Below are 25,742 nucleotides of genomic sequence, written 5' to 3'. Positions count from 1 at the left end.
AATTCTCCTGATTGATTGAATAAACATTTTCCTGATTAAGTAATCAAATTTTATATGATTTATCGCTTAAACACAATAAAAAAGGTTATGTAGATACTAATAAAAGCATCTAATAACCTTTTTTTCATGACTATTTATTCAATTTCAATTAATAGATCCCCTGTTGAAATGGCATCTCCTGCACTTGCATATACCTCTTTTACAATGCCGTCTTTAGGTGCTTGGACAGTTGTTTCCATTTTCATGGCTTCTGTAATTAACAGGTGATCACCACGTTTAACAGGACTACCTTTAGAAACAACAACTTTCAACACAGTACCTGGCATTGTAGCACCGATTTGGTTTGGATTGCTTGGATCTGCTTTTAATGCTAAATTGCCATCAACCTCAACAGTCATATCTTGAATCACCAATTCACGCGATTGACCATTAAGCTCAAAGTAAAGGACACGTGTTCCATTGTGTTGTGGTTCCCCGATTGAAACGAGTTTAATAATCAATGTTTTCCCTTTTTCAATTTCAACCTCAATAATTTCACCAAGCTTTAAGCCATATAAGAATGTCGGTGTGTCAAGAACTGAAATATTGCCAAAGGATTCTGCTGTTTTCGCATATTCCTCAAAGACTTTTGGATAAAGTGCATAAGCCAGTACATCTTTTTTCGTAACTGGGCGATTTAACTTTTCCTCTAGCACAGCCTCTAATTGATCAAATTGAATAGGCTCTAATAATTCTCCTGGACGAACTGTAATTGCTTCTCGATCTTTTAACACTACTTGTTGTAATGCCTCTGGGAACCCGCCATGTGGCTGCCCAAGATAACCTTGGAAGAATTCAATCACAGAATCTGGGAAGTCAATCGTTTTCCCTCTTGTTAAGACTGTATTTTCGTCTAGATCATTTTGCACCATAAATAAAGCCATATCACCTACCACCTTGGAGGATGGTGTAACTTTAACAATATCACCAAATAGTAGATTTACACGGGAATACATGCGTTTCACTTCTTCCCATCGATCACCAAGCCCTACAGCTTTTGCTTGTTGCTGTAAGTTACTATACTGACCACCAGGCATCTCATGTACGTAAATCTCAGAATGCGGGCTGATCATGCCACTTTCAAAATCTTTATAGTATTTACGAACATCTTCCCAGTAGTACGATAATTTTTCTAATGCATCGATATCCGCTCGTACCTCACGTTTGCCGCCCTTCATTGCATAGTACAAGGAGTTTGCACTTGGTTGAGATGTTAGGCCTGCCATAGATCCAAGCGCTGTATCAATAATATCAACACCTGCTTCTATCGCTTTAGCATATAAGTAAATTCCATTGCCACTAGTATCATGTGTATGCAAGTGGATTGGCAGACTTGTCGTCTCTTTTAACTCGGAAATTAAACGGTACGCCGCTTCCGGTTTCAATAAACCAGCCATATCTTTAATCGCTAAAATATGGGCACCAGCTGCTTCAAGCTCTTTCGCCATATCCTTATAGTATTGCACTGAATATTTCGCACGACTGTCATCGAGGATATCCCCCGTATAACAGATGGCTGCTTCAGCAATTTTTCCTGATTGACGCACAGCATCTATCGCTACTTCCATGCCTTTAATCCAATTTAAGCTATCGAAAATACGGAATACATCAATTCCTGATGAAGCCGATTCAGCGATAAATTCTCGGATTAGATTGTCAGGATAGTTTGTATAACCAACAGCATTAGCTCCACGCAGTAACATCTGGAATAACACATTCGGCACTTGCTCACGCAGTTTCGCTAGCCGCTCCCATGGATCTTCTTTTAAGAAGCGATATGCTACATCGAATGTTGCACCGCCCCACATTTCCAGCGAGAATAACTGATGCATCATGCGAGCTGTTGCATCTGCAATTTGATACATATCCTGTGAACGAACACGTGTTGCAAGCAGGGATTGGTGAGCATCGCGGAATGTAGTATCTGTTAGTAGTACGTCTTCCTGTGCTAAAATCCACTGCACTAAGCCATCTACTCCCTGTGTATCTAAAATCTGCTTTGTACCTGCTGGTGGTACAATTAAAGGATCAATTTTAGGTTGGTTTGGCTGGACAAAGATAGGTTTTGACTTCTTCTCTACACCAGGGAAGCCATTTAAGGTCACATTCCCAATATAGCTTAACAGCTTTGTTCCACGGTCTTTACGCACAGGGAACTCGAAAAGCTCTGGTGTTGTATCAATAAAGCTAGTATCAAAGGCCCCTGATAAAAACTTTTCATGAGTCACCACATTATTTAAAAACGGAATATTCGTTTTAACGCCACGAATACGGAATTCTTTTAAATTACGATCCATTTTCGCAGCAGCTTCTTTAAAGTTCATACCCGAAGTAGAAATTTTCACCAACAAAGAGTCATAGTATGGTGTAACGACAGCACCCTGGAAGCCATTCCCAGCATCTAATCGCACGCCAAAACCACCACTTGAACGGTAAACCATTAACTTTCCTGTATCTGGCATAAAGTCATTTGCAGGGTCTTCTGTTGTCACACGTGCTTGAATGGCATAGCCAATCATTGGCATATCTTCTTGCTTTGGCATATGAATTTCTTCACTGTGAAGTCCATAGCCTGCCGCTACCTTAATTTGGGCATGGACGATATCAACACCTGTAATCATTTCTGTAATTGTATGTTCTACTTGAATGCGAGGGTTTACCTCGATGAAATAAAAATCGTCTCCTGCGACTAAAAATTCCACTGTCCCTGCATTTATGTACGAGACATTCTTCATTAATTTCACAGCAGCATCGCAAATACGATTTCTTAACTCTTGTGAAATCGAATGAGATGGCGCAATTTCTACCACTTTTTGATGTCGACGCTGAATTGAGCAATCACGCTCATATAAATGCACAATATTGCCATGCTTATCGCCAATAATTTGTACTTCAATGTGTTTTGGTTTTATGATTGCTTTTTCTACATATACTTCATCGGAACCAAAAGCAGCCTTTGCCTCAGATTTTGCTCTTTCATAGGAGGAAGCAAGATCCTCTGGCGTATGGACTAGACGCATCCCTCGACCACCACCGCCAAGTGCTGCCTTAATCATAACTGGATAGCCATAATTGCTAGCAAACGTCTCTACCTCTGCTAGATCGGCTACTGGGCCATCTGTACCAGGAATAACAGGAATCTCAGCCGCAATGGCTTGAGAACGTGCTTTGACCTTATCTCCAAACATATCTAAATGCTGAGAAGTTGGTCCGATAAAGACAATGCCCTCTTCCTCACAGCGACGTGCAAATTCCACGTTTTCTGATAAAAAACCATACCCTGGATGAATCGCATCAACATCTGCATCTTTTGCGATGGCAATAATACCTTCAATATCTAAATAAGCATCGATTGGTTTCTTGCCAGCTCCCACTAAATAAGCTTCATCTGCTTTAAAGCGATGAAAAGCACCACTATCTTCTCTTGAATAGATGGCAACAGTTTGGATATTCAGCTCCGTACAAGCACGGAAAATACGAATTGCAATTTCTCCTCGATTGGCTACGAGAATTTTGTTGATTGATTCCATAGGTATCCCCCTTTATGATTCTGTTTTTTTCCTCTCTACCTTTTCAAACATAGAAACATTGATCAATATTCCCATCGCTAAAGATAGAATGATTATAGATGTACCGCCATAGCTTATAAAAGGTAACGTTACACCGGTTAACGGGATTAACCCGGTTACACCCCCAAGATTAATAAATGATTGCCAGCCTATCCAGCTCGCAATACCAGCCGCAATCATGCGTGCCAATGGATCTTTTGTCCGCAATGCAATAGAAAAACCTTTATATACAATAAATCCCAAGCCACATAAGACAATCAAAACGCCCCATATCCCTAACTCTTCCATTATGATTGCCATAATAAAATCTGTTTGTGGTTCAGGCAAATATCCTAATTTTTGAATGGATTGACCAAGGCCCCGCCCTTCTAAGCCGCCTCCGCCAATGGCATAATAACTATTCACCACTTGGTGACCACTACCATCCTCATACTCAAATGGATTTAAGTAAGACAATATCCGTCCTTTTCGATTTCCTGTTAGTAGCTCTCCCTTAAATATCCATAGAATACCAAGAATAGCTGTACCAAACGCACCTAATACACCGAAAAATTTCCAAAATGTTTTAAACGGAATGCCACTTGAAGCTACAACTGAAACGGCAATACCACATAGAATAATGACTGCTCCTAAGTCTGTTTCAAAGGCTACCCCAGCAACCACTAAAATCCATAGAAAAATTGGGTAAAAAATTTCAGTAGGTTGTAGCTTTTCAAATGTATATTTTTGCGCTTTTCGATAAAAAGCAGCTGCAAAATATAAAATTATAAATAGTTTCGCATACTCTGAAGGCTGAAAATTCCCTAATCCTGGAATAGCAATCCAACTTTGAGAGCCTACTTCATCTGCCCCATGACCAAACAATTTTAACCACGTGAATAACACCGCCAACACGACCGTTAGCAATAACATAATGTTCTTATTCGCATAATGTTTATATGGAAAAAAGGCCGCCACTATAAAACCGAGAAAAGCCACCATTAAATTGATCACTTGCTTTTGATAAAAATAATCAGGTGCTTGTTTTTTCTGTGCAATAGCAACCATCATACTTGAACTGTAAATCATTATTAACCCAAATAAACTTAATAATAGTACCGTGAAAAATAAGGGATAATCAAAATTTTGTGCATAGCGTTTTAAGTATTGTCTCATTGGAAAACCTCGTTCTAGTAAAAAAACTCAAAGCGCAAAGAAGCGTTTGAGTTTTTCTTTTTATTTGTCTGTATACGCGTCGTGTAGTACAGAAAGTTCCTTCTCGAGTGAATCGAGAATTTCTTTGCCTTTTTCACGTTCAATCAATCCAAGCTTCACAGCAAAGTCAATTTCACGTGATAGACCGAACATTTGTGTATCTAATACTTCCTCATATAAAGGGCATTGTGGCATTGTTAAATGATCCATTTGTACTCGAATAAGGCGAGCAATCTTATCTGCATCAGCAACTAATAGCTCCAAAGCCTTCTCTTGAAAAGAAGTTTGTGATTTCGTATCCATGAGGACGCCCCCATTATCTGATATTTCTTCGATTCTATCTTAATAAAGTTTATCTTTTAGTCGATAAAAATGCAAGTGTCTTCATTGGAAAATAGAGAATTCGAATTATATTTCTTTATTATCTCTAGGCATTAGCGTTATACTATGTCATGGATATACAAGATTTGAGGAGGATTTCTATTATGGAAACAATAATTCCTATCACAGGTGCAGTCACATACCAACTAACATTAGATCCTACTGTGTGGATTTTCGATGATCGTAAATTAGATTTAAACACTTACTTCACTACTCAAAATGTTGAGGAAGATGCTGACGTCAAATATATGCGTGAAGTAGGAGCACACTGGTCACGTGAAATTATGGAAGGAGCAACATTCCCACCTACATTAAAATCAGAAAGGAAATTTGACCGTAAAGGAATGGAGACAGGTACATTTGGTATCGAATTAAGTCACTTCTTGAAGAATGCTGAAATTAAACCAGAAGCGACAAAAATCGTCTTAACTTGCAAAGATGGCGAAGAATATCCTTTCACAATTGAAGAAGCTTATACACTTATTTTAAAATATAGCCAAGACGGTAAGCCTCTTTTAGAAGACGGTCCCATCCATGTATTACTAAGAGACGGTTCAAATATTGACAATCCTATTAAAAACGTATCAGCCATTCGCGCTGAATAGGAGGGAATGCAATGCGCGTTAAATGCGTTATTTGCGATACGATTCATAATTTAGATGATAATTTACCTTTAGCAAAAAAATTGCGTAATCGACCAATTCATACTTATATGTGCGATATTTGTCATGATCGCATTTCGGAAAATACTGTAGCACGAATGGAAACAGGCAATTTCCGTTTTTATCGTACTTCACCCCAAATGGATAAAGAATTTTAACTAAAGAACAGATTAAAAAGAGGTGCCTCTATTTTGAGACACCTCTTTTTTATACTATCCATTATTTTTAATAATCGTTTTTTCAACTAATTCTACAACTTGATACATAATGGTAGCAAAAAAGGCAATGATCAGAAGTGACATAAGGACAAGGTTAAAATTAAATACTTGGAAGCCATAGATAATTAAATAACCAAGTCCTTTTGAAGCTACTAAAAATTCCCCTACAATAACCCCTACCCATGATAAGCCAACATTCACTTTCAAGGTCGAAATGATTGTAGGAAATGAGGCTGGCAAAATGACCTCACGAAAGATTTGCCATCTTGTCGCTCCAAAGGTTTGTAAAACCTTACTATAATTCGGATCGACACCTTTAAATGCCGTATATACAACAATCGTTGTTATAATGATGGATATTAATGCACCCATAGCTATGATAGAAAAATAACCTGGGCCGAGTGCAACAATCAAAATCGGACCAAGTGCTACTTTTGGCATCGCGTTTAAAATTACTAGATAGGGATCGAGTACTTTTGATAGTAACGGGGACCACCACAAGACAACAGCTATCAATGTTCCTAATAAAGTCCCCGCTAAAAAGCCAATTACGGTCTCCATTAATGTAACACTCACATGCAATGTTAAAGAACCGTCAATGACTTTCTCAATAAATGTATGCCATACATGAGTTGGCGAGCTAAAAATTAACCGATCAATCCATTCTAATCTTGAAAGCAGCTCCCATCCACCAAAGAATAGCAGTAAAATAATAAGCTGATATATTCGAACATAGCGTTTTTCTTTTTTTAACAATTGCTGATATTGCTTAAATAATGTATTATCCAAGGCTCTCCAGCTCCTTCCAAATAGTTTGGAAAATATCTGCATAGGCTGGATGCTGTCTTACATCAAAAGGTGATAGTTCATTAAGGGCTTCAGGTATTTCAAACACTTTGTGAACTGCCCCTGGGTTTGCAGAAAATAGAACTACGCGCTCACTCATTGCGATTGCTTCACCAATATCATGTGTCACAAGAATAGCAGTCTTTTTATAAGTTTTTAATGTTTCCACCACTAAATCCTCAAGCTTTAATTTCGACTGATAATCTAACGCTGAAAATGGTTCATCTAATAATAAAATTTTAGGATTTACAGCTAAGGTACGAGCAAGGGCCACACGTTGCCGCATACCTCCTGATAATTCTCGAGGGTAATTGTTCCCCACATGCGGTAATCCTACTTCCTGTAATAACGCATTGGCCGTTACTTTATGTGTTTTATGACTTTTTTCCATTATTTTCAATCCTATTGTGACGTTTTCTTCAATGGTCTTCCAAGGAAATAAATAGTCCTGCTGAAGCATATAGCCAATGCTTGATTGATTACTTGCTGATAGCTTTTCACCATCTATATAAACATTGCCTTCAGTGGCAGGGAATAATCCTGCAATAATTGATAATAATGTGGTTTTACCGCAGCCACTCGGCCCAATAAACGAAACAAACTCTCCTTCATGAATGGCTAAACTGATATCACGTAATACTTCCTTTGCCTGTGTACTTGAAAAATAACTATGGTGAATATTCTCCAGCTGTAAAAATTCCATATTACTCAGCAGCCTTTTTGGCAAAAGTAGTGTTCACAAGTTTTTCATACTCCACTCGTTGAGGAAGTTCACCTGCTTCCTCCATAATTGTTTGCAAGTTATCCCACTCTCCTTCATCAAGGATTGGGTCAGTAGCATAAGAGCCTTGTGCTTTATATCGCTCAATTACCGTTTCAATTATCTCTATATCTACATTTTCAAAATACGGTTGAATAATCTTTGCTACTTCAGCAGCACTTTCATTTTGCACAAAATCCTGTGCTCGTTTCAATGCATTTGTAAAGGCTTGAACAGTTGAAGCTTCATCCTTTAAATAACTACTTTTAGCCATAAAGGACGTGTAAGGAAGATTACCAGACTCCGTTCCAAACGAAGCTACAATATAACCTTTTCCTTCTTTCTCAAAGACACTCGCAGTAGGTTCAAATAATTGAACATAGTCACCAGTACCTGATGCAAAAGCAGTAGCAATGTTGGCAAAATCAATATTTTGAATGAGCGTTAAATCATTTACAGGGTCGATGCCATGTTTTTTCAGCACGAATTCACCTGCCATTTGTGGCATTCCACCTTTACGTTGCCCCAAAAACGTTGAGCCCTTCAATTGATCCCACGAAAAATTATCTATCTTATCTCTTGCCACTAAAAAGGTACCATCCGTTTGTGTTAACTGTGCAAAATTCTGAATGGGATCATTTGCACCTTGTAAAGTGACATAAATAGACGTCTCCGACCCAACTAAAGCTATATCAATTCCATCTGACAGTAACGCCGTCATCGTTTTATCGCCACCTGCAATCGTTTGTAGCTCAACAGAAAGACCCTCCTCCTCGAAGAAACCTTTCTCAAGTGCTACATATTGAGGCGCATAGAAAATCGAACGAGTTACTTCTCCTACTTTGACTTTTTCTAGCTCTGCTTTATTACATGCCGTCAAAGAAAGGAGTAACAAAGCAATGACACCTAATAATAAACCTCTTGTAAGCCAACGCATTCCCTTTCCTCCTTGATGTGTTGAAAATAAGCCTATCGACATTAACTTATTCACATAAGAAGATTTCGGTGCCTATCATTTTTTAATTTGTGTAGAGTGCGGGTGTTTCTTCAGCTTGACTACAGGGGAAACATACAAAAAAACAGCCTTAGCATTAAAACCGCTAAGACTGTTTATAACAGATAAAAAGTTCTTATTATAAAGTACGTAATTGTTATTGATTGGTAGCTTGTTGCTCTTCTCTTTTTTCACGCCATAGCCTTGTTTTATAGACAATTAGAATTAAGGCCGCTACAATCAGACCTTCAATCATTGGTAAGAATAGGGCGAAGAATGTAAGCATGATACAACCTAAAAATAGGAACGCATAAATAATAATATTTTGAGATAACTTTAATTTCTTGGCAAAGCCTAGTTTATAGACAATGGCAGAAAGTACAAATACAAGAAGAAATACAACATAACCTGCTATTTCATAGCTTGGTAAATTTTCATATAAAAATCTAGTGATACCAGCCATTCTCCCATAAACTCGTGTTGTTTCATCTGTACCTGTCTGTGCAGCAACTTGAATAACATTTAGTTCACCCAATAAAGCGGACTTCAGATCCAAGACTCCTCTTCCTTTCGTGGAAGCAAAAAATTATTGTTCAGCGTTTTTTAGTTTTTTCGCTATTCTTTCACGTTCATTTTTATCTAGAATTTGTTTACGAAGGCGAATAGATTCTGGAGTGATTTCTAAATACTCATCATCATTTAAGAACTCTAATGCTTCTTCTAGTGTTAATAGACGCGGCTTTTTAATAACGTTTGTTGCATCTTTTGTCGCAGAACGAACATTCGTTTTTTGCTTCATTTTTGTTATGTTTACAGTGATATCATTATCACGTGTATTTTCACCAACAATCATACCTTCATAAATTTCAGTACCTGGCTCAACAAATAGTGTACCACGGTCCTCTACTTGCATCATACCATAAGTTGTCGATTTACCAGTTTCCATGGATACAAGAACACCTTGGTGACGTCCACCAATACGGCCTGGAATATATGGTTGGTAACAATCGAATGTATGGTTAATGATACCAAAACCTTTCGTCATAGACATGAATTCTGTTGTATATCCAATTAAACCACGGGCAGGAACAAGGAATGTTAAACGTACTTGGCCATTGCCATTGTTCACCATATCCAACATTTCACCTTTACGCGTACCAATCGATTCAATAACCGAACCTACATTTTCTTCTGGAACATCAATTTGTACACGTTCAAATGGTTCACATTTTACACCATCAATTTCACGAATGATAACTTGAGGTTTTGATACTTGTAGTTCAAAGCCTTCACGGCGCATATTTTCAATAAGAATTGATAAATGTAGCTCACCACGTCCAGAAACCGTCCATGCATCTGGTGAATCTGTATCTTCTACACGTAGAGATACGTCCGTTTGAAGTTGTGAACGTAAACGCTCTTCTACTTTACGAGCAGTTACCCATTTCCCTTCACGACCTGCAAACGGTGAATTATTCACTAAGAAAGTCATTTGTAATGTTGGCTCGTCTATACGTAATGGTGTTAAAGCTTCTTGATGTTCCACCGGACATACTGTTTCCCCAACGTTGATGTCTTCCATACCTGAAACAGCAATTAAGTCACCAGCTTTTGCTGATTGGATTTCTTCACGTTTTAAACCAAAGAAACCAAATAGTTTTGTTACACGGAATTGTTTCACAGTCCCATCTAACTTCATTAAAGCAACTTGTTGCCCTACTTCAATTGTTCCGCGGAATACGCGTCCAATCCCAATACGACCAACATAATCATTGTAGTCAAGTAATGCCACTTGGAATTGTAATGGATCTGCTGAGTTGTCTACTGGTGCAGGAATTGCTTCAATTACCTTTTCAAATAGACATTGCATATTTTCTTCTTGTTTTGCTGGATCAGCATCAAGAGAAGCTGTACCGTTTACACCTGATGCATACACAACAGGGAAATCTAATTGATCATCATCAGCGCCTAGCTCGATGAATAATTCTAATACTTCATCTACTACTTCTAAAGGACGAGCTGAATCTTTATCAACTTTGTTTACAACTACAATCGGTGTTAACTTTTGTTCCAACGCTTTTTTCAGTACAAAGCGTGTTTGCGGCATACAACCCTCATACGCATCGACAACTAGTAAAACGCCATCTACCATTTTTAAAATACGTTCTACCTCACCACCGAAGTCGGCGTGTCCAGGCGTATCAAGGATGTTAATACGAGTTCCGTTATAGTTTACTGCAGTATTTTTTGCTAAAATTGTAATACCACGTTCGCGTTCAATATCATTAGAGTCCATTGCACGTTCTTCAACATGTTCGTTTGAACGGAATGTACCTGATTGTTTTAATAATTGGTCGACTAAAGTAGTTTTACCATGGTCAACGTGGGCGATAATTGCGATATTGCGAAGATCTTGACGTAAGTTTGTCATTATTCCACTCCATATTCTTTTTTCGAATGTTTAACTGTGATATTATAGCACAAGAAGGATAGAAATGTCCTTATTAGAATTTCCATCATTCTAAAAAATATATTTGATCGACAAATTTTTTATATAGGAGGCTAGGCTATGAATCGTGCAAAAATCGTAATGGCCATCTATGCATTGGCAGCTGTATTAGCAATGTGTTCTATCGGCTACTCTGTTGCAGCTAGTAATGTATTTGGTGTAATAGCTGGTATTGTGGCTACTTGTGTCATTTTCATGACAGCCTTTAAAATGAAGCGTAAACTACGTGCGCAAGGATTACTTTAAAGAACATAAAAAGGAGCTGTCTAATAAATAGACGGCTCCTTTTTATTCATATGGCACTATATATTTTTCTAATAATTCTTTATGAATAGCGGGATTAGCAATAATAAATGTATCCTGATGAAGGAAATCAAAGCCTTCACCATGTAGATTTGTAGCAACTGCTCCAACTTCCTGAGCAATGATGGTCCCTCCTGCAATATCCCATGGTGCTAAACGCATAGAGACATAGGCATCTAATTTGCCACTTACAACAAATGCAATTTCCATTGCTGCGGAGCCATAGGACCGTGTACCGCGAACTTTACGAACCATATCTATCACCTTTTCATGGTGAATATGTCGATTAGGTGCGACCCAATGTGCATTTATGCCAATGACAGACTCCTCCATTGTAACAGACTGTAGTTTACGCAATGGTGAATCATTATACCATGCCCCTTGCCCCTTGATGGCACTAAATAAATCCTCCCGCATGACATCAAATATGTAACCTAACTTTCCTACGCCATTGACAAAAATACCGATTGAAATCATAAAATGGCGATGCTGTTTAACAAAATTCATCGTTCCATCAATTGGATCAATAATCCAAACTACACCATCTAGTGATTTAACCTGTTCGCCCATTCCTTCTTCCCCTAGAATTTTGTGGGTTGGATCAAAGGCTTTAATTTGCTCAATAAAGAATAACTCCGTCTCTCGATCAATATTGGTAACGAGGTCATTTGCACCTGATTTTGTCTCAATTACTAGATTATACGAAAAAGCCTCTCGAATACGTCGCCCAGCTTCAAAAATAATATCTTTTGCAAATTTATCAATTTGTTGTAAATCCACTCATAACCCACCCTTCGAATATAAGAAAAGGCCTTCTATATTAATCGCTCTCGTATGTTTATGATACCTTTTCCCACTACTTCACAACTTTTGCTATATAAAACCTAGTACTACCTTATGATATAATTTCTATTTTACCCTTTGTCACAATAAAAATCACCTGCTGTCGGAATATTCAGCAAGTGATTTTTTAAATGGGTATTAGATTTTGATTACGCATAGGCGTGCAAACTTTCAAGTTCCATCTGAATTTCTGCCAGACGTTTTTTACTTTTTTCAATTTCCATGTCATTTTTTTCATTCATTGCTGCAAAAAGTGAAGCTAATTCATAATCTAATTCTAATTGTAAAATGTGTTCATATTGCTTTTCAATGTCAACTTTACGTATAATTTTTACGAATGGTTTCATAAAAAACACTTCCTTTTTTTAATTTTTTTACAAAAACTTTACTCATTTGATAAAGTTCTTGTTATAAGATTTTTTCCCAAATTCAGCGTAAAATAAACCTTATAAAACGAAAGGAGTAAAATAAAATTGCCAAAAATAAAGTGGACAAACAAAGACTTTAAGGTTTTTACAATAGACGGTTTAGAACAAAGAATGGATGCTTTAAATTTACATGTACGTCCAAAATTCAATCAGCTAGGTGAAGATTTTTCTGCATTTTTCTCTAGCCAATTAGGTGAAGAATTCTTCCCGCATGTGGCTAAACATGCTCGAAGAACTGTTAACCCTCCAAAAGATAGTTGGGTTGCCTTCGCCCCTTATAAAAGAGGTTATAAATCATTGCCTCACTTTCAGATTGGTCTATGGCACACACATTTATTCATCGTCTTAGCTATTATTTATGAAGCGCCTCAAAAAAATGTTATGGCTGAGCGTTTACTAGCTCATAAATCTTTAATTGAGCAGCTTCCAGATGATTTTATCGTGTCAGGAGATCATATGTCCCCTGAGGCCGTTTCTCTCGAAGTGGCAAAAGAAGACAAGCTTGAAGAAATGCTTATTCGCCTACGAGATGTCAAAAAGGGTGAGTTTTTAATTGGCCGTCATATTCCAAAAGAACAAGCAACCAAACTAACAGCAAGCGAATTACATCAATTAACAGAAGACACATTTAACAGCTTACTTCCTCTTTACAACATTATTGTTGGAAAATAAGCTAACCTTATAAAGTTTTTTATTGATGTAGTTTATGCAATATGTCGTTTTTTAACACAAAAAAATAAAGAGTGGATGTGAGTTGATTTCACATCCACTTTTTTTAATGGCCATTTCTTGGGGTAACTTTTATAATCATCCCATCTTCGGCTTCCTTTGTTTGTTTTACAACTGGATAGCTAATGTAGCCACTCGCCTCTTCAAATTCGCGAAAAATTGATTTTTCCTCTGCTTGGGAAGGAACAATCTCTTTAAAGCGTCGATATTTAGCTAGCATAACTTCACGCTTGATGCCTTTTTCATAAGCTTTCTCAATTCCCTCAAAGAATTGAACAACATCCACAATCTCCTCTGTGGACCAATCAGTTGAAAACGGATAAGAGTATTCCATTCGACAAAACCACCTTTACGTTATTGCCCCCATTTTAACCGTATACTTTCAGCTTCTGCAACCATTCGCTTAATAAGGTCATCAACGGTTGGGATATCGTGAATCATTCCAGTCACTTGTCCAGCCCAGCCAAAACCCTGTTCCTTATCACCATCATAAATAAAGCGTTTATTTGCTGAACCACTTATATATTCTTTCAACGCCTCATATGTTGGTGTTTTTTCCTCAATTTCCAAAATCTTTGTAGTAAAGTCATTGCGTAATGCACGAGCCGGCGCACCAATTGAGCGCTTAATAATGGTTGTATCTGCCTCAGTACTTGCAACTAGTGCCTCTTTATAAGCCTCAGAAGCATCAACACACTCTCGTGTTGCTATAAAACGAGTGCCCATTTCAATGCCTTCAGCTCCCAATGCTTGAGCAGCCATCCAGCCGCGTCCATCACCAATTCCACCTGAAGCAATGACAGGAATACTAACACTATCAACCACCTGGGGAACAAGAACCATTGTACCGACATCATCACGCCCAAGATGACCGCCACCCTCTTGACCCACAACCATTACAGCATCTGCTCCAAGCTGTTCAGCCTTTTGAGCTTGTCTACGAGCAGCTACAAGGACTAATTTTTTTATAGCTGTGCCTGCCAGTAAATTAAATATAGGCGCTGGATTTCCCCCTGTCATTGTAACAACTGGAACTTCTTCTTCGATTGCAACGCGCACCATATCCTCATAGCCTTTACCATGCATGCCAATCGCAAAATTTACGCCAAATGGTTTATCTGTTAATGTTCGTACCTTATGGATTTCTGCTCGTAATAATTCAGGATCTCGTAAACTCATAGCCGTTATTTGCCCTAAACCACCAGCATTCGACACAGCTGCGGCTAAATCAGCATATGCTAAATAGGCTAATCCCCCTTGAATAATTGGATATTTAACCTGTAAAAGATCCGTCACACGTGTATTCCAATTCATAGTACCTCCCCTTTCGTTCAATACTATTTTCTCGGTATCCTGAAAAAAATCCTTTTATTTTTTAGGAAAAGCCTATTTTTTCGTGTCGTTAGGTGCTATAATTCATTTGTTTTCTTAGATATTATAAAGTGAGGTGGTACCTGCGTTGTCACAATTAGAGACTCCATTGTTCGACGTATTATTAAAACATCGGAACAGACATCCCATTCAGTTCCATATTCCAGGCCATAAGAAAGGGCAAGGAATGGATCCTGCTTTCCGAGAATTCGTCGGCGACAACGTTTTATCAATTGATTTAATTAATATTGCTCCACTAGACGATTTACATTCACCAAAGGGTGCTATAAAAGAAGCGCAAAACTTAGCAGCTGAAGCCTTTGGTGCTGATCATACATTCTTTTCCGTTCAAGGTACTAGTGGCGCCATCATGACGATGATTCTGACCGTCGTCGGTCCAGGTGATAAAATTCTAGTGCCACGGAATGTTCATAAATCTATTATGTCGGCGATTGTATTCGCTGGTGCCATTCCAATTTTTATTCATCCTGAAGTTGACAGCGAATATGGGATTTCTCATGGCATATCCCCTGAAGCTGTTGAAAAAGCATTAAATGCTTACCCAGATACAAAGGCAGTACTTGTTATTAATCCAACATATTTTGGCTTTACAGCTGATTTAAAGCGTATTGTGGAGATTGCTCATGACCGTAATATTCCGGTAGTAGTAGATGAAGCGCATGGTGTACACATAAAATTCCATGATGACCTTCCATATTCAGCTATGGAAGCAGGTGCTGACATGGCAGCAACAAGCGTTCATAAGCTTGGTGGCTCCATGACACAAACGTCTATTTTAAATGTACGTGAGGGTCTTGTTTCTGCAAAACGTGTACAAGCTGTATTTTCTATGTTAACAACTACATCGACATCCTATCCATTACTTGCTTCACTTGACACAGCTCGACGTCAGTTAGCCATTCATGGATACGATTTAATTGACGATGCATTACGTTTAGCAAAGGATGCTCGTAAACGCATCAATCAAATACCACATTTAAAGTGTGCAGGTAAGGAAAAGTTACATTCTTCTGCAACTTATGATATGGATCCATTAAAACTTCTGATTAGTGTGAAAGATTTAGGTATTTCTGGTCATCGAGCTGAGGAATGGTTGCGTTATAATGCCAATATTGAAGTCGAATTGTCTGACCTTTATAATATCTTATGTTTAGTGACTTTAGGAGATACAAAAAAGGAAATTAATCTTTTAATAAATGCGTTAACTCGTATGTCAAAAGCATTTGATTCTGAAGCAGCTATAACAGAGGCTTTGGTAAATGTGCCAGAAATCCCAGCTCTTGCCATGTCTCCACGTGATGCTTTTTATGCAGATACAGAAGTCGTTCCCCTTGCAGAAGCAGATAACTGTATTTGTGCAGAATTTATTATGGTGTATCCTCCCGGGATTCCTATTTTTATTCCCGGGGAAATAATTACTCAAGAAAATATTCATTATATTCAAATGAATATTGAAGCAGGTTTACCCGTTCAAGGACCAGAGGATACAACATTAAAAACAATTCGTGTTATCAAAGAACGTAAGCCAATTTTCTAAAAAATAAAAGCTAGCTCTTCAATATGAAGGGTTAGCTTTTATATTTATAAATACAGATGTGAGTATATTCTTCTTGTTGAACACAACCAGAAAACATTCTCATCATTACAAAATAGTTATAATAGAATATTATCTGAAGTTTTTTTCATTTCATTTTCACAATGAATAATTGCTTCTAGAAATAATGATTTATTTAAAACAAAAGGGTTGTTTCCTATCTTTTTTGAGACAGCTCCTTTTTCTATAAAGCACCATTCTATTATAAAAATAAATACACAAATAAAGGGCAGAAGAAGGCTCCGATAATAGCCGTTAAGCCCATTGATAAGGAACCAACTGATAATTCCTGTTCCCCATATTCTCTTAATTTCACAAGACCTACCCCATGTGAGGCACTTCCTACTGCCACTCCCCTACTCACGGCAGAGTCAATTTTGCCATACTTAATGACTAATGGTCCGATAATGGCCCCTACAAACCCTGCAATCATGACGAAAACAGCCGTTAAAGGAGGAATGCCCCCAATCGTTTCGCTCACCTGCATTCCAACAGGCGTTGTTAACGATTTAGGTAAGGCTGTCAGCATCCAGCTAGGTTCTACACCGATCCATTTTAGTAACACAAAAATTGTCACTAAGCCTGTTATCATGCCGATTAGAAGTCCTGATAAAATAGAATACTTATATTTCATAATAATAGCTCGTTGATTATAGAGAGGATATGCAAGTGCCACAACAGCAGGCCCAAGCATTTTCTGAAGCCATTCCCCACCTTGCATATAAGTTGAATAAGGAATATCAAATACAAGTAAAATCATTGCACTGACAATCGTAGTCGTGACCAAGGGAATCATGATAGGATGAGGAAATCGTTGATAGAGCTTTGTAAATAAAATAAACATGATGATGGTGCTAAGGACAACCGTTACTTCAATCAACAGTTAATTCCCCCTTTCCTTCTTCCACATTAGGCTTTGAGCTTTCTTTTTTGGCCAGTTCTCTTTTTTCAATGAGTTGTGTCAGCAATCCTGTTACATAAATAGAGATTAATGTACTAGCAATAACTGCTAAAATGATGAGCAGACCAGTGAATGTCATGAGCTCTGGATAATCAATAACACCTACAGTTGCTGGAATGAAAAACAACGTTAAGATGCCAATTAAAAAACCTGCTCCATCTTGTATATATTCGACCTTAATAATTTTAAAATTGAGTGAAAGTGCTAATAAAAGTAAGCCAATAACGCTTCCTGGAAGAGGTATGTGCAGATAAGAAACAAAACCAACCCCCATGTAATAGAAAATAGTAAGTATACCGATTTGCACAATAATCCGAACAGCTCGTAACAACAACGTAGCAAAATTTTCGTTCAACATTTCGCCACTTTTCACCCCCTATATCGTTCATTCTACATCTGTAGGAATTTTCTGTCTATTGTAATTTTAGAAAAATAATAATCAAATACAGAAATATCCAAGCAATTCTATGAAACAGTATTAAAAGTCCTATTCTACAAGAACTTCATGATTTTACTTTTTATCATTATGACTTATCAACTTTTTTATATTGTGCCTATCCACTTCAAATCACTTTTTTAATGATCATCTAGCAAATTTCGAAATTTTTTTATATAATCGAAAATTACAAAAGATTACTAGTATTATCAATGACTAAAATTTCTAGAATAAACACAAAGGTGGGATTCACTATTTTCTTTAAAACATTAACACTCCAAGCCCGCTTTGCCTATTACAGCAGTTTTTTAATTTTTATTATTGTTATTTTAGCAGGCATCCTCTTTTATATGACCATATCTGATGCATTGCAAACACAAATTGGAAACCGGGCACTATATTTGGCGGAAACAACGGCTAGCAGGGGTGATGTAATTGAAGCGTTTCATACAAATAACCCTTCCGAAAGTCTGCAAAAAATTAGCAAAGAGATTATGCTTGCTGCAAAAGCTACTTATGTTGTAATAGGAGATAAAAATGGTATACGCTACACCCATCCTATCGCTGACCGTATTGGTAAATCGATGGTCGGAGATGATAATGACCGAGCATTAATCAACGGTGAGTCTTATATTTCCATTGCAAATGGTTCAATGGGACAATCCATTCGTGGGAAAGCACCTATCTTAGACTCAAATGGATCGATTATTGGTGTTGTTTCAATTGGTTACTTAACAAGTGAATTAGATCGCTTATATTTTTTATACCTTGATAATATTTTTTATACGATGGTTATTGCACTAGGCATTGGTATTATCGGCTCTATTTTTTTATCCCGAAACATTAAAAAGCAAATTTTTAATCTGGAGCCAAGTGAAATTGCCAGTCTATTAACAGAAAAAAATACTTTAATTGAATCAGTTCGTGAAGCTATTATTACGGTAAATCAGAAAGGTGAAATTACGACCCTAAACAATGCTGCCGCGAAAATCTTACATTTAACGGATTCAGCTTCTATCATGGGCGATAATATCGAACAGCATATACCAAACACACATCTGCTTAACGTATTAATGAAGGGTGAAAAACAACTTGATAAATTGATGATTGTTAATGGTCATGAAATTATTGTTAACCGTGTACCTATGAAGGTGAATGGTAAAGTTGTCGGCGCAGTTGCAAGTTTCCGATTACAATCAGAAATAGAACAAATGGCTATCGAATTATCACAAGTAAAGCAATATACGGAAGCTTTACGTGCTCAAACACATGAGTTTAATAATGTCCTTTACACAATATCAGGCCTTATTCAATTAAATGCATCTGATGAAGCACTATCTATTATTCATAAAGAGGTACAAGGACATTCTTCTCTAACCCAATTTATAACAAAGCGTGTAAAGGACCCATTTTTAAATGGTTTAATTATCGGATTTTTTAATCGTGCACGTGAATTAAAAATCAAGTTGATTTTTGATGAGGATAGTTATTTAGAAACATTCCCTGAAAGCATCGAAAAAAGCTTAATTATTTCTATTATTGGAAATTTATTAACCAATGCTTTTGAAGAGGTTGAAAAAAACAAAGAGCGACAGCCAATTATTAGACTTTTTATATTTGATAATGGAGAGGAAATCATCTTTGAGGTTGAGGACTCGGGACAAGGTTTTGCACAAGAAAAACTAGACGTGCTATTTTCAGAAAATATTTCTACGAAAGATAGTAAGCATCGAGGCTATGGATTAAGGAAAGTCATTTCCAGTATCCAAGATTTAAACGGTACTCTTGCTCTTGAAGAAGGAGATTTAGGAGGTGCCCTATTTATCGTATCTATTAGCAAAAGGGGGACTATGATCCATGAACAATATTGAAGTGCTAGTAATTGAAGATGATGTACGTGTAGCAGATGTACATTGTCGTTTTTTAGAAAAAATTGAAGGCTTTACAGTAATTGCACGGGCAAGTACGGGAGAAGAAGCTTTAGATTGGCTTCAATCATTTTCACCACACCTTATATTGCTCGATGTCTTTTTGCCAGATATACTGGGAGTAGATTTAATTGATAAAATCCAAGAAGTGAGCCCAACAAGTAGTATTATTTTGATTACCGCAGCTACAGAGGCACATATAGTACAGAAAGCTTATCAGAAAAATGTTACTGATTACATTTTAAAGCCATTTACATTCGAACAGCTAAAAGAGAGTATAGAAAAATTCCGTTACAAGTATCTATTGCTGAAAAATAATGAGAAATTTACACATGAAAAAATTCAATACCTTTGGCCAAAAGCAGGTTCATCCCCCCTTCAAGAAACACCGTTATTATTACCAAAAGGGATAGATCCAACAACAATGAATCATGTTATCAACCATTTAAGTATAATGGAGAATGGTAGTACAGCTGAGCTGTTGGGAAAGAATATAGGTGTCAGCCGTTCCACCGCTCGTCGTTATTTAGAATTTTTAGTTACACAAAAGCAGGTCTATACCGAACTGACTTATGGTACAGTTGGGCGTCCTGAACGACGATACTTTATTTCCACATAAACTTTATGAACAAAATGATGTTAATCCACATTATTATCACAATATTTCCAAAATTGAGAAGTAAGTTATAGTATGGGTAGCGCTAAATTGATAGCGCTACCATTTTATTTTTAAGGGGGATTTTTATGTGGAGGAACATTTCTAAAATAATGGTAGCTGGCTTACTATTTACTAGTTTGGTTGGCTGTTCAGCATCAAATGGAGAAAAAACAGAGGGAAAGAATGCCAGTGATTATCCAAAAAGTAATATTACCATTGTTGCTCCATCAGGTGCTGGTGGTGGCTGGGATTTAACGGCTCGTGCAGTAGCAAAAACAATGAGTGATACTGGGTTGATTGATAAGGCGATTCAAGTTGAGAATAAGCCAGGTGGTGGTGGTGCTGCCTTCATGGCAACATTTGCTACAAAGGAAGCCAATAATGATTATATGTTAATGGTTAAATCACCACCGATCCTTATAAATCATGAAAAGGCTGAAGGAAATAGTAAATTTGGCTATAAGGATACTACACCTTTAGCACAATTAACACGGGACTATGGCGCAATCGTTGTTAGAAAGGATTCTCCTTTCCAAACGCTTGCAGATGTTTTAAATGCCATGAAAACTTCACCAAAAGATGTCACATTAGCAGGTGGGTCTGCACCAGGTTCGATGGATCATCTAGTAGGAATTATCCCGGCTTATAAAGCGGGGATTGACTTAAAAACAATTAAATATGTTTCTTATGATGGTGGCGGTGAGGCGGTTACAGCATTATTAGGTGGCAATGCGGATGTAATTGCAACAGATGCCTCCACAATTGCTACTTATGTTAAATCCGGAGATGTTCGTGTATTAGCTGTCAGTTCCTCTGAACGCTTAGAAGGTGAGCTAGCAGAGGTTCCTACTTTTAAAGAAGCCGGTATTGATGAGGAGTTTACAATTTGGCGTGGTATCTTTGGTCCAAAAAATATGAGTGAAGATGCGATTGCCTATTGGTCTGAAAAATTACAGGCAATGTCTGAATCAAAAGAATGGCAAGCTGAGGTGACCCGTAATGGCTGGCAAGCAGAATACCGTAATGCGGAAGAATTTACAGCTTATCTAGACAGTCAAAATAAAATAATCATTGAACTACTAACAGCTCTTGGTATGCAAAAATAACGAATCGTTTTTTTTAAAAAGCACAAGTATTTCCATTAAATATAGAACTACTTGTGTAACTTTATCTATTTTCAATGGAGGTGTAAAACGATTGAGCTATACATTTGATAAAACATTTAGCATTACCCTCTTAGCACTTAGTATTTTGTTTATTTTTCAAGCAACACAGATTTCTGATAGTGCTTATGGGTCTACAGTTGGTCCCAAAATTTTTCCATTAGGTTTAGGTATTATTTTAGGTTTATTAAGTCTTCAATTATTTTATGAATCATGGAAAAAAGCTGTGAGAGAGCGAGTCACAGGCGGACCAACTACTTCTTCTAAAATATCTTCAACAGAGCTCAAAAAGTTCTTAATTATTTTAGGTAGCGTTCTTGCGTATGTATTTTTCCTTGAAAAAATTGGCTATATGATAACAACATTTTTATTTTTGTGTATTAGTTTCCAAACAATGGAACGTACTAAACTTATTTATTCAATTATTATTGCAGCTGGATTTTCATTGGGCGTCTATTATTTATTTACAAGTTTACTAGGAGGGTCATTGCCTAGTTTCCCAATTTTTTAGTACAGGAGTGAACATATGTCGACATTGCAATTTTTAGCTGATGGATTTGCAGTTGCCCTTCAATGGCAAAACCTTTTATTCGCTCTTGTTGGTGTCATAATTGGTACAGCAGTTGGTGTACTTCCAGGTATAGGTCCAATGAGTGGAGTTGCATTATTAATCCCCGTTACAGCAACCATTACAGCTGGACTACCTACTGAGGCTGCCGCTACCAGCTCAATTATTTTACTTGCAGGGGTATACTATGGGGCCATGTATGGTGGATCAACAACTTCCATTCTATTAAACACGCCTGGTGAATCCTCATCAGTTGTGACAACATTGGATGGCTATCAAATGGCTAAACAAGGTCGTGCTGGAAGTGCTCTTTCTATCGCGGCCATTGGCTCATTTTGTGCAGGCGTTGTAGCACTACTAGGTCTGATATTATTAGCTAATCCATTGTCAAAATTAGCACTTAAATTTGGACCCGCAGAATACTTTTCTTTGATGTTATTAGGACTTGCAGCAGTAAGTGGCCTAGCAGGACGTTCTATTACCAAAGCTTTAATTATGACTGTTTTAGGGCTTATGCTCGGAACAGTTGGTATTGATGCCGTATCAGGTATAGAACGTTTTACATTTGGTCAGCCAATGCTGTTCTCTGGCATTGAATTTTTAACCATCGCTGTTGGTTTATTTGCATTAGGCGAAGTATTTAAAACCATTCTTGAAAAAGAAGAAGATGATGGTCAATTAGCCAAAATTAATCGTGTATTACCAACAAAGCAAGATTTAAAGGATAGTGCTGTTCCTATTGCTCGCGGCTCCTTATTAGGCTTTTTCATCGGCGTATTACCCGGCGCAGGCGCAACACTTGCCTCATTCTTTTCTTATATTACCGAGAAAAAATTCAGTAAAACACCCGAGCAATTTGGAAAAGGTCATATTGCGGGTGTAGCTGGACCTGAATCAGCGAACAATGCTGCATCAGGCGGTGCAATGATCCCATTACTAACTTTAGGAATTCCCGGCTCAGGTACTACTGCTATTTTAATGGGTGCACTTATTATGTATAATATTCAGCCAGGTCCATTATTATTTGATGAACATCCACAAGTTGCTTGGGGATTAATTGCCAGTATGTTTATTGGAAATTTAATGTTATTAGCATTAAATATGCCTTTGGTCCGCATTTTTGCTAACATCATCGAAACACCTAAAAAATATTTATTGCCTATTATTATTGCAATTTCAATTTTTGGAGTTTATGCCGTACAATTCGCCACGTTTGATTTATTTTTATTAGTAGCTTGTGGTGTACTTGGTTATCTATTTGCTAAAAATGATTACCCAGTAGCTCCATTAGTACTTGCATTAGTACTAGGGCCGATGATTGAAAATAATATGCGCCGTGCATTAACCATTTCGAATGGAGACTTTTCTATTTTTATAACAAAGCCTTTATCATTACTATTTTTAGTGGTTGCCATTTCTTGGTTACTTATACCACTGATTATGAAAATACGTGGTAAAAATGTACTTATTAATGAAGAAGGATAAATATTCTTAAAAATCCACTATACTTCTATTAGTATAGTGGATTTTTACTATTCTATAATGCGTGACCAGAGCCACCATCAATATTAACAGCTGTACCTGTAACATAGCTCGCCGCATCAGATACTAAAAAAGTGATAACGTTTGCTGCTTCTTGCGTATCACCTACACGACCCAGCGGAATTGCTTGCCCCACTTTACGAGAATATTCTTCCCACGATAAATTTGGTTCTTCCTTTTTCCATTTCTTTTCGATTTGATCACTACGTATAAGCCCTATACATACAGAATTTACTCGAATATTATCCTTCCCTAAATCCTTGCTCATCGCTTTTGTCAAGGCAAGCCCCGCAGCACGGCTTACAGTAGTTGGAAGTGAACTTGCAGGTGGAGTTTTAGCCATCACGGCAGTCACATTAACGATTGCACCGCCCCCAGCCTTTCGCATATATGGAGCAGCATATTTTGAACAATGAATAGCTCCAAATACCTTTAAATCTAAATCTGCCTGCCACAGCTCACTACTCACCGTTTCAAAGGAATTCGCTGAAGCTGTACCAGCATTATTAATAAGAATATCCACACGTCCAAAATGCTCTACAGTACGCTCAATGAGATACTTACAATCTTTTTCTTTTGTAATGTCAGTTGGAACAATTAATACATCTACGCCTGTTTCATTTTTTATGCATCCTGCAGCCACTTGCAGTTGTTTTTCACCACGAGCGCAAAGTACAACCTGTGCACCCTCTTTAACAAGCTGCATGGCTGTATAATAGCCAATTCCTTTACTCGATCCTGTTATAATTGCTACTTTCCCCGTTAAATTAAGCTCCATTATTAAATCCTCCCTTACTTTCTACAATGCTATCATTATAGCATTTATCGATTATTCAGAATAATCAAAGGAGCTTGTAAAAGGTAGAAATACGATTTAAAAGCTATAATAATTGAATATTTTCCATGAGGAGCTACTTATTACTTATCATTATCATTCAAGCCTGTTACGGGAAAAAGCTAATAGAAAAATTAATTGTTCATATAAAACATTGGCTAAAAAAAAGAGTGTAGATAAGCGAATGTCTCGCTTTATCTACACTCCTTTATTCAAATTATTTTTTCGCTACAATGTGGATTGGGTTGCCAAGTAATACTTCAGCAGTTTCCATTGTAATTTCACCTAATGTTGGGTGAGCGTGAATTGTTAATGCGATATCCTCAGCAGTCATGCCGCCTTCAATTGCTAAGCCCATTTCAGCGATCATATCAGATGCACCAGCACCTACGATTTGAGCACCAATTAATAAGCCGTCCTCTTTACGAGCAACAAGTTTCACGAAACCTTCTGATTGGTTTAATGCAAGAGCACGACCATTTGCTGCGAATGGGAATTTCGCTGCAGTGTATTCAATGCCTTCAGCTTTTGCTTGTTCTTCGTTGTAACCAACTGTCGCCATTTCTGGATCTGTGAAACATACAGCCGGCACAGCAAGATAATCAACTACTGATTTTTCTCCCGCAATTGCTTCAGCAGCAACTTTACCTTCGTAAGATGCTTTATGTGCAAGTTGTGGACCTGCTACGATATCACCGATTGCATAGATGTTTGGAATATTTGTACGACATTGTTTGTCAACATTGATTAGACCACGTTCACCGAATTCAACTCCGATTTCAGCAAGGCCCATTTCATCTGTATTTGGACGACGTCCTACAGTAACTAATACGTAATCAGCTTCAACTTTTTTCTCTTCTCCGCCTACTTCATAAGTTACTACTACGCCGTTTTCAGTTTCTTCTACGCCTTTTGCAGATGCGTTAACTTCAATTTCAACGCCTTTCTTTTTAAGGCCTTTTTTCACGATTTGCGTCATTTGTTTTTCGAAGCCAGCTAAAATATCTTTTCCGCCTTCAATAATTGTTACTTGAGAGCCAAGGTTCGCATAAGCTGATCCAAGCTCAGTACCAATATAACCGCCACCGATAACAACTAATTTACCAGGTACTTCTTGTAGAGAAAGTGCACCAGTAGAATTTAATACACGATCAGTGAATTTGAATGTTGGAATTTCAACTGGACGAGAA

General features: G+C 37.5%; 26 protein-coding genes. 10 read left to right on the top strand and 16 right to left on the bottom strand.

Annotation, left to right across the window (positions count from 1 at the left end):
• Positions 1-134: 134 nt before the first annotated feature.
• From pyc to B3D98_RS06660, 3 genes are read right to left on the bottom strand one after another with little or no spacing between them, the layout of a single operon-like run.
• On the bottom strand, positions 135-3,569 hold the full coding sequence (gene pyc / locus B3D98_RS06670) for a pyruvate carboxylase (RefSeq protein WP_288581932.1): 3,435 nt from the start codon (positions 3,567-3,569) through the stop codon (positions 135-137).
• A 12-nt stretch (positions 3,570-3,581) separates the two neighbouring features.
• Entirely contained in the window at positions 3,582-4,763 is a 1,182-nt protein-coding gene (locus B3D98_RS06665; RefSeq protein ID WP_288581930.1) for an FtsW/RodA/SpoVE family cell cycle protein, read from the bottom strand.
• A 60-nt stretch (positions 4,764-4,823) separates the two neighbouring features.
• The gene (locus B3D98_RS06660) at positions 4,824-5,105 is read right to left on the bottom strand and encodes a YlaN family protein (protein WP_004224778.1); all 282 of its coding nucleotides are present in this window, start codon (positions 5,103-5,105) and stop codon (positions 4,824-4,826) included.
• Positions 5,106-5,287: 182 nt separating this feature from the next.
• Between B3D98_RS06660 and B3D98_RS06655 the strand changes: the two genes are divergently transcribed.
• Positions 5,288-5,788, top strand: a complete 501-nt coding sequence (locus B3D98_RS06655; protein ID WP_048394710.1) for a hypothetical protein — start codon at positions 5,288-5,290, stop codon at positions 5,786-5,788.
• A gap of 11 nt (positions 5,789-5,799) precedes the next feature.
• On the top strand, positions 5,800-6,003 hold the full coding sequence (locus tag B3D98_RS06650; protein WP_048394712.1) for a YlaI family protein: 204 nt from the start codon (positions 5,800-5,802) through the stop codon (positions 6,001-6,003).
• A 54-nt stretch (positions 6,004-6,057) separates the two neighbouring features.
• On the opposite strand, the gene B3D98_RS06645 is transcribed toward B3D98_RS06650, so the two are convergent.
• The 5 genes from B3D98_RS06645 to typA all read right to left on the bottom strand — a co-directional run bounded on the left by B3D98_RS06645 (position 6,058) and on the right by typA (position 11,094).
• Positions 6,058-6,852: an ABC transporter permease gene (locus tag B3D98_RS06645; RefSeq protein WP_081010995.1), complete on the bottom strand. Its 795-nt coding sequence runs from the start codon at positions 6,850-6,852 to the stop codon at positions 6,058-6,060.
• Positions 6,845-7,612, bottom strand: coding sequence for an ABC transporter ATP-binding protein (locus tag B3D98_RS06640; RefSeq protein ID WP_279494079.1), 768 nt, complete (start codon positions 7,610-7,612; stop codon positions 6,845-6,847). The genes B3D98_RS06645 and B3D98_RS06640 overlap by 8 nt, the downstream gene beginning before the upstream one ends.
• Before the next feature lies 1 nt (position 7,613).
• Positions 7,614-8,606: an ABC transporter substrate-binding protein gene (locus B3D98_RS06635; protein ID WP_048394717.1), complete on the bottom strand. Its 993-nt coding sequence runs from the start codon at positions 8,604-8,606 to the stop codon at positions 7,614-7,616.
• Positions 8,607-8,820: 214 nt separating this feature from the next.
• Complete coding sequence (locus tag B3D98_RS06630) at positions 8,821-9,219, bottom strand: YlaH-like family protein (RefSeq protein ID WP_004224772.1); 399 nt, start codon at positions 9,217-9,219, stop codon at positions 8,821-8,823.
• Between the two features lie 30 nt (positions 9,220-9,249).
• Positions 9,250-11,094, bottom strand: a complete 1,845-nt coding sequence (gene typA, locus B3D98_RS06625) for a translational GTPase TypA (RefSeq protein WP_054549845.1) — start codon at positions 11,092-11,094, stop codon at positions 9,250-9,252.
• Between the two features lie 138 nt (positions 11,095-11,232).
• Between typA and B3D98_RS06620 the strand changes: the two genes are divergently transcribed.
• A complete protein-coding gene (locus B3D98_RS06620; protein WP_004224770.1) occupies positions 11,233-11,418 on the top strand; it encodes a DUF5325 family protein in 186 nt (61 codons plus the stop codon).
• 42 nt (positions 11,419-11,460) lie between these two features.
• Here B3D98_RS06620 and B3D98_RS06615 read toward each other — a convergent pair whose 3' ends face one another.
• On the bottom strand, positions 11,461-12,255 hold the full coding sequence (locus B3D98_RS06615) for an inositol monophosphatase family protein (protein WP_054549844.1): 795 nt from the start codon (positions 12,253-12,255) through the stop codon (positions 11,461-11,463).
• 212 nt (positions 12,256-12,467) lie between these two features.
• Positions 12,468-12,665: a hypothetical protein gene (locus B3D98_RS06610; RefSeq protein ID WP_004224768.1), complete on the bottom strand. Its 198-nt coding sequence runs from the start codon at positions 12,663-12,665 to the stop codon at positions 12,468-12,470.
• 126 nt (positions 12,666-12,791) lie between these two features.
• On the opposite strand from B3D98_RS06610, the gene B3D98_RS06605 reads away from it, so the two are divergent.
• Positions 12,792-13,418, top strand: a complete 627-nt coding sequence (locus B3D98_RS06605; RefSeq protein WP_048394721.1) for a YktB family protein — start codon at positions 12,792-12,794, stop codon at positions 13,416-13,418.
• Positions 13,419-13,521: 103 nt separating this feature from the next.
• Here the strand turns inward: B3D98_RS06605 and B3D98_RS06600 are convergent, their stop codons facing one another.
• Both B3D98_RS06600 and B3D98_RS06595 read right to left on the bottom strand, forming a co-directional pair.
• Complete coding sequence (locus B3D98_RS06600) at positions 13,522-13,809, bottom strand: UPF0223 family protein (RefSeq protein WP_054549842.1); 288 nt, start codon at positions 13,807-13,809, stop codon at positions 13,522-13,524.
• Between the two features lie 20 nt (positions 13,810-13,829).
• The gene (locus tag B3D98_RS06595; RefSeq protein WP_054549841.1) at positions 13,830-14,789 is read right to left on the bottom strand and encodes an NAD(P)H-dependent flavin oxidoreductase; all 960 of its coding nucleotides are present in this window, start codon (positions 14,787-14,789) and stop codon (positions 13,830-13,832) included.
• A 145-nt stretch (positions 14,790-14,934) separates the two neighbouring features.
• Here B3D98_RS06595 and B3D98_RS06590 point away from each other — a divergent pair, with 145 nt between their 5' ends.
• A complete protein-coding gene (locus B3D98_RS06590; RefSeq protein ID WP_004224764.1) occupies positions 14,935-16,404 on the top strand; it encodes an aminotransferase class I/II-fold pyridoxal phosphate-dependent enzyme in 1,470 nt (489 codons plus the stop codon).
• A 259-nt stretch (positions 16,405-16,663) separates the two neighbouring features.
• On the opposite strand, the gene B3D98_RS06585 is transcribed toward B3D98_RS06590, so the two are convergent.
• Together B3D98_RS06585 and B3D98_RS06580 are read right to left on the bottom strand one after the other, a co-directional pair.
• Positions 16,664-17,341: an LrgB family protein gene (locus B3D98_RS06585; protein ID WP_115673804.1), complete on the bottom strand. Its 678-nt coding sequence runs from the start codon at positions 17,339-17,341 to the stop codon at positions 16,664-16,666.
• Positions 17,334-17,780, bottom strand: a complete 447-nt coding sequence (locus tag B3D98_RS06580) for a CidA/LrgA family protein (RefSeq protein WP_279494075.1) — start codon at positions 17,778-17,780, stop codon at positions 17,334-17,336. The genes B3D98_RS06585 and B3D98_RS06580 overlap by 8 nt, the downstream gene beginning before the upstream one ends.
• Before the next feature lie 290 nt (positions 17,781-18,070).
• Between B3D98_RS06580 and B3D98_RS06575 the strand changes: the two genes are divergently transcribed.
• The 5 genes from B3D98_RS06575 to B3D98_RS06555 all read left to right on the top strand — a co-directional run bounded on the left by B3D98_RS06575 (position 18,071) and on the right by B3D98_RS06555 (position 23,660).
• The gene (locus tag B3D98_RS06575; RefSeq protein WP_241489996.1) at positions 18,071-19,729 is read left to right on the top strand and encodes an ATP-binding protein; all 1,659 of its coding nucleotides are present in this window, start codon (positions 18,071-18,073) and stop codon (positions 19,727-19,729) included.
• Positions 19,716-20,405 (top strand): response regulator, encoded by a 690-nt coding sequence (locus tag B3D98_RS06570; RefSeq protein WP_048391939.1) that lies wholly within the window; start codon positions 19,716-19,718, stop codon positions 20,403-20,405. The genes B3D98_RS06575 and B3D98_RS06570 overlap by 14 nt, the downstream gene beginning before the upstream one ends.
• A 125-nt stretch (positions 20,406-20,530) precedes the next feature.
• Positions 20,531-21,550 (top strand): tripartite tricarboxylate transporter substrate binding protein, encoded by a 1,020-nt coding sequence (locus B3D98_RS06565; protein WP_048391940.1) that lies wholly within the window; start codon positions 20,531-20,533, stop codon positions 21,548-21,550.
• Positions 21,551-21,641: 91 nt separating this feature from the next.
• On the top strand, positions 21,642-22,118 hold the full coding sequence (locus B3D98_RS06560; RefSeq protein ID WP_288581897.1) for a tripartite tricarboxylate transporter TctB family protein: 477 nt from the start codon (positions 21,642-21,644) through the stop codon (positions 22,116-22,118).
• A 15-nt stretch (positions 22,119-22,133) separates the two neighbouring features.
• Positions 22,134-23,660 (top strand): tripartite tricarboxylate transporter permease, encoded by a 1,527-nt coding sequence (locus B3D98_RS06555; protein ID WP_288581894.1) that lies wholly within the window; start codon positions 22,134-22,136, stop codon positions 23,658-23,660.
• A 52-nt stretch (positions 23,661-23,712) separates the two neighbouring features.
• On the opposite strand, the gene B3D98_RS06550 is transcribed toward B3D98_RS06555, so the two are convergent.
• Complete coding sequence (locus tag B3D98_RS06550) at positions 23,713-24,495, bottom strand: SDR family NAD(P)-dependent oxidoreductase (RefSeq protein WP_048391943.1); 783 nt, start codon at positions 24,493-24,495, stop codon at positions 23,713-23,715.
• 274 nt (positions 24,496-24,769) lie between these two features.
• On the bottom strand, positions 24,770-25,742 hold a 973-nt coding region (locus tag B3D98_RS06545; protein WP_288581885.1), incomplete at its 5' end, for an FAD-dependent oxidoreductase.

The sequence above is a fragment of the Lysinibacillus sp. UBA5994 genome (assembly GCF_002429725.1).
GTDB classification, from domain to species: domain Bacteria; phylum Bacillota; class Bacilli; order Bacillales_A; family Planococcaceae; genus Lysinibacillus; species Lysinibacillus capsici.
Note: the sequence above shows the minus strand (reverse complement) of the source record. Positions and strands in the feature narration are given on the sequence as shown.

Excerpts from the sequence above, each read along its gene's own strand:
- pyc (WP_288581932.1), bottom strand. The coding sequence starts at position 3,569 with ATGGAATCAATCAACAAAATTCTCGTAGCCAATCGAGGAGAAATTGCA.
- B3D98_RS06665 (WP_288581930.1), bottom strand. The coding sequence starts at position 4,763 with ATGAGACAATACTTAAAACGCTATGCACAAAATTTTGATTATCCCTTA.
- B3D98_RS06660 (WP_004224778.1), bottom strand. The coding sequence starts at position 5,105 with ATGGATACGAAATCACAAACTTCTTTTCAAGAGAAGGCTTTGGAGCTA.
- B3D98_RS06655 (WP_048394710.1), top strand. The coding sequence starts at position 5,288 with ATGGAAACAATAATTCCTATCACAGGTGCAGTCACATACCAACTAACA.
- B3D98_RS06650 (WP_048394712.1), top strand. The coding sequence starts at position 5,800 with ATGCGCGTTAAATGCGTTATTTGCGATACGATTCATAATTTAGATGAT.
- B3D98_RS06640 (WP_279494079.1), bottom strand. The coding sequence starts at position 7,612 with ATGGAATTTTTACAGCTGGAGAATATTCACCATAGTTATTTTTCAAGT.
- B3D98_RS06635 (WP_048394717.1), bottom strand. The coding sequence starts at position 8,606 with ATGCGTTGGCTTACAAGAGGTTTATTATTAGGTGTCATTGCTTTGTTA.
- typA (WP_054549845.1), bottom strand. The coding sequence starts at position 11,094 with ATGACAAACTTACGTCAAGATCTTCGCAATATCGCAATTATCGCCCAC.
- B3D98_RS06620 (WP_004224770.1), top strand. The coding sequence starts at position 11,233 with ATGAATCGTGCAAAAATCGTAATGGCCATCTATGCATTGGCAGCTGTA.
- B3D98_RS06610 (WP_004224768.1), bottom strand. The coding sequence starts at position 12,665 with ATGAAACCATTCGTAAAAATTATACGTAAAGTTGACATTGAAAAGCAA.
- B3D98_RS06600 (WP_054549842.1), bottom strand. The coding sequence starts at position 13,809 with ATGGAATACTCTTATCCGTTTTCAACTGATTGGTCCACAGAGGAGATT.
- B3D98_RS06595 (WP_054549841.1), bottom strand. The coding sequence starts at position 14,789 with ATGAATTGGAATACACGTGTGACGGATCTTTTACAGGTTAAATATCCA.
- B3D98_RS06580 (WP_279494075.1), bottom strand. The coding sequence starts at position 17,780 with ATGTTGAACGAAAATTTTGCTACGTTGTTGTTACGAGCTGTTCGGATT.
- B3D98_RS06575 (WP_241489996.1), top strand. The coding sequence starts at position 18,071 with ATGACTAAAATTTCTAGAATAAACACAAAGGTGGGATTCACTATTTTC.
- B3D98_RS06570 (WP_048391939.1), top strand. The coding sequence starts at position 19,716 with ATGAACAATATTGAAGTGCTAGTAATTGAAGATGATGTACGTGTAGCA.
- B3D98_RS06565 (WP_048391940.1), top strand. The coding sequence starts at position 20,531 with ATGTGGAGGAACATTTCTAAAATAATGGTAGCTGGCTTACTATTTACT.
- B3D98_RS06555 (WP_288581894.1), top strand. The coding sequence starts at position 22,134 with ATGTCGACATTGCAATTTTTAGCTGATGGATTTGCAGTTGCCCTTCAA.
- B3D98_RS06550 (WP_048391943.1), bottom strand. The coding sequence starts at position 24,495 with ATGGAGCTTAATTTAACGGGGAAAGTAGCAATTATAACAGGATCGAGT.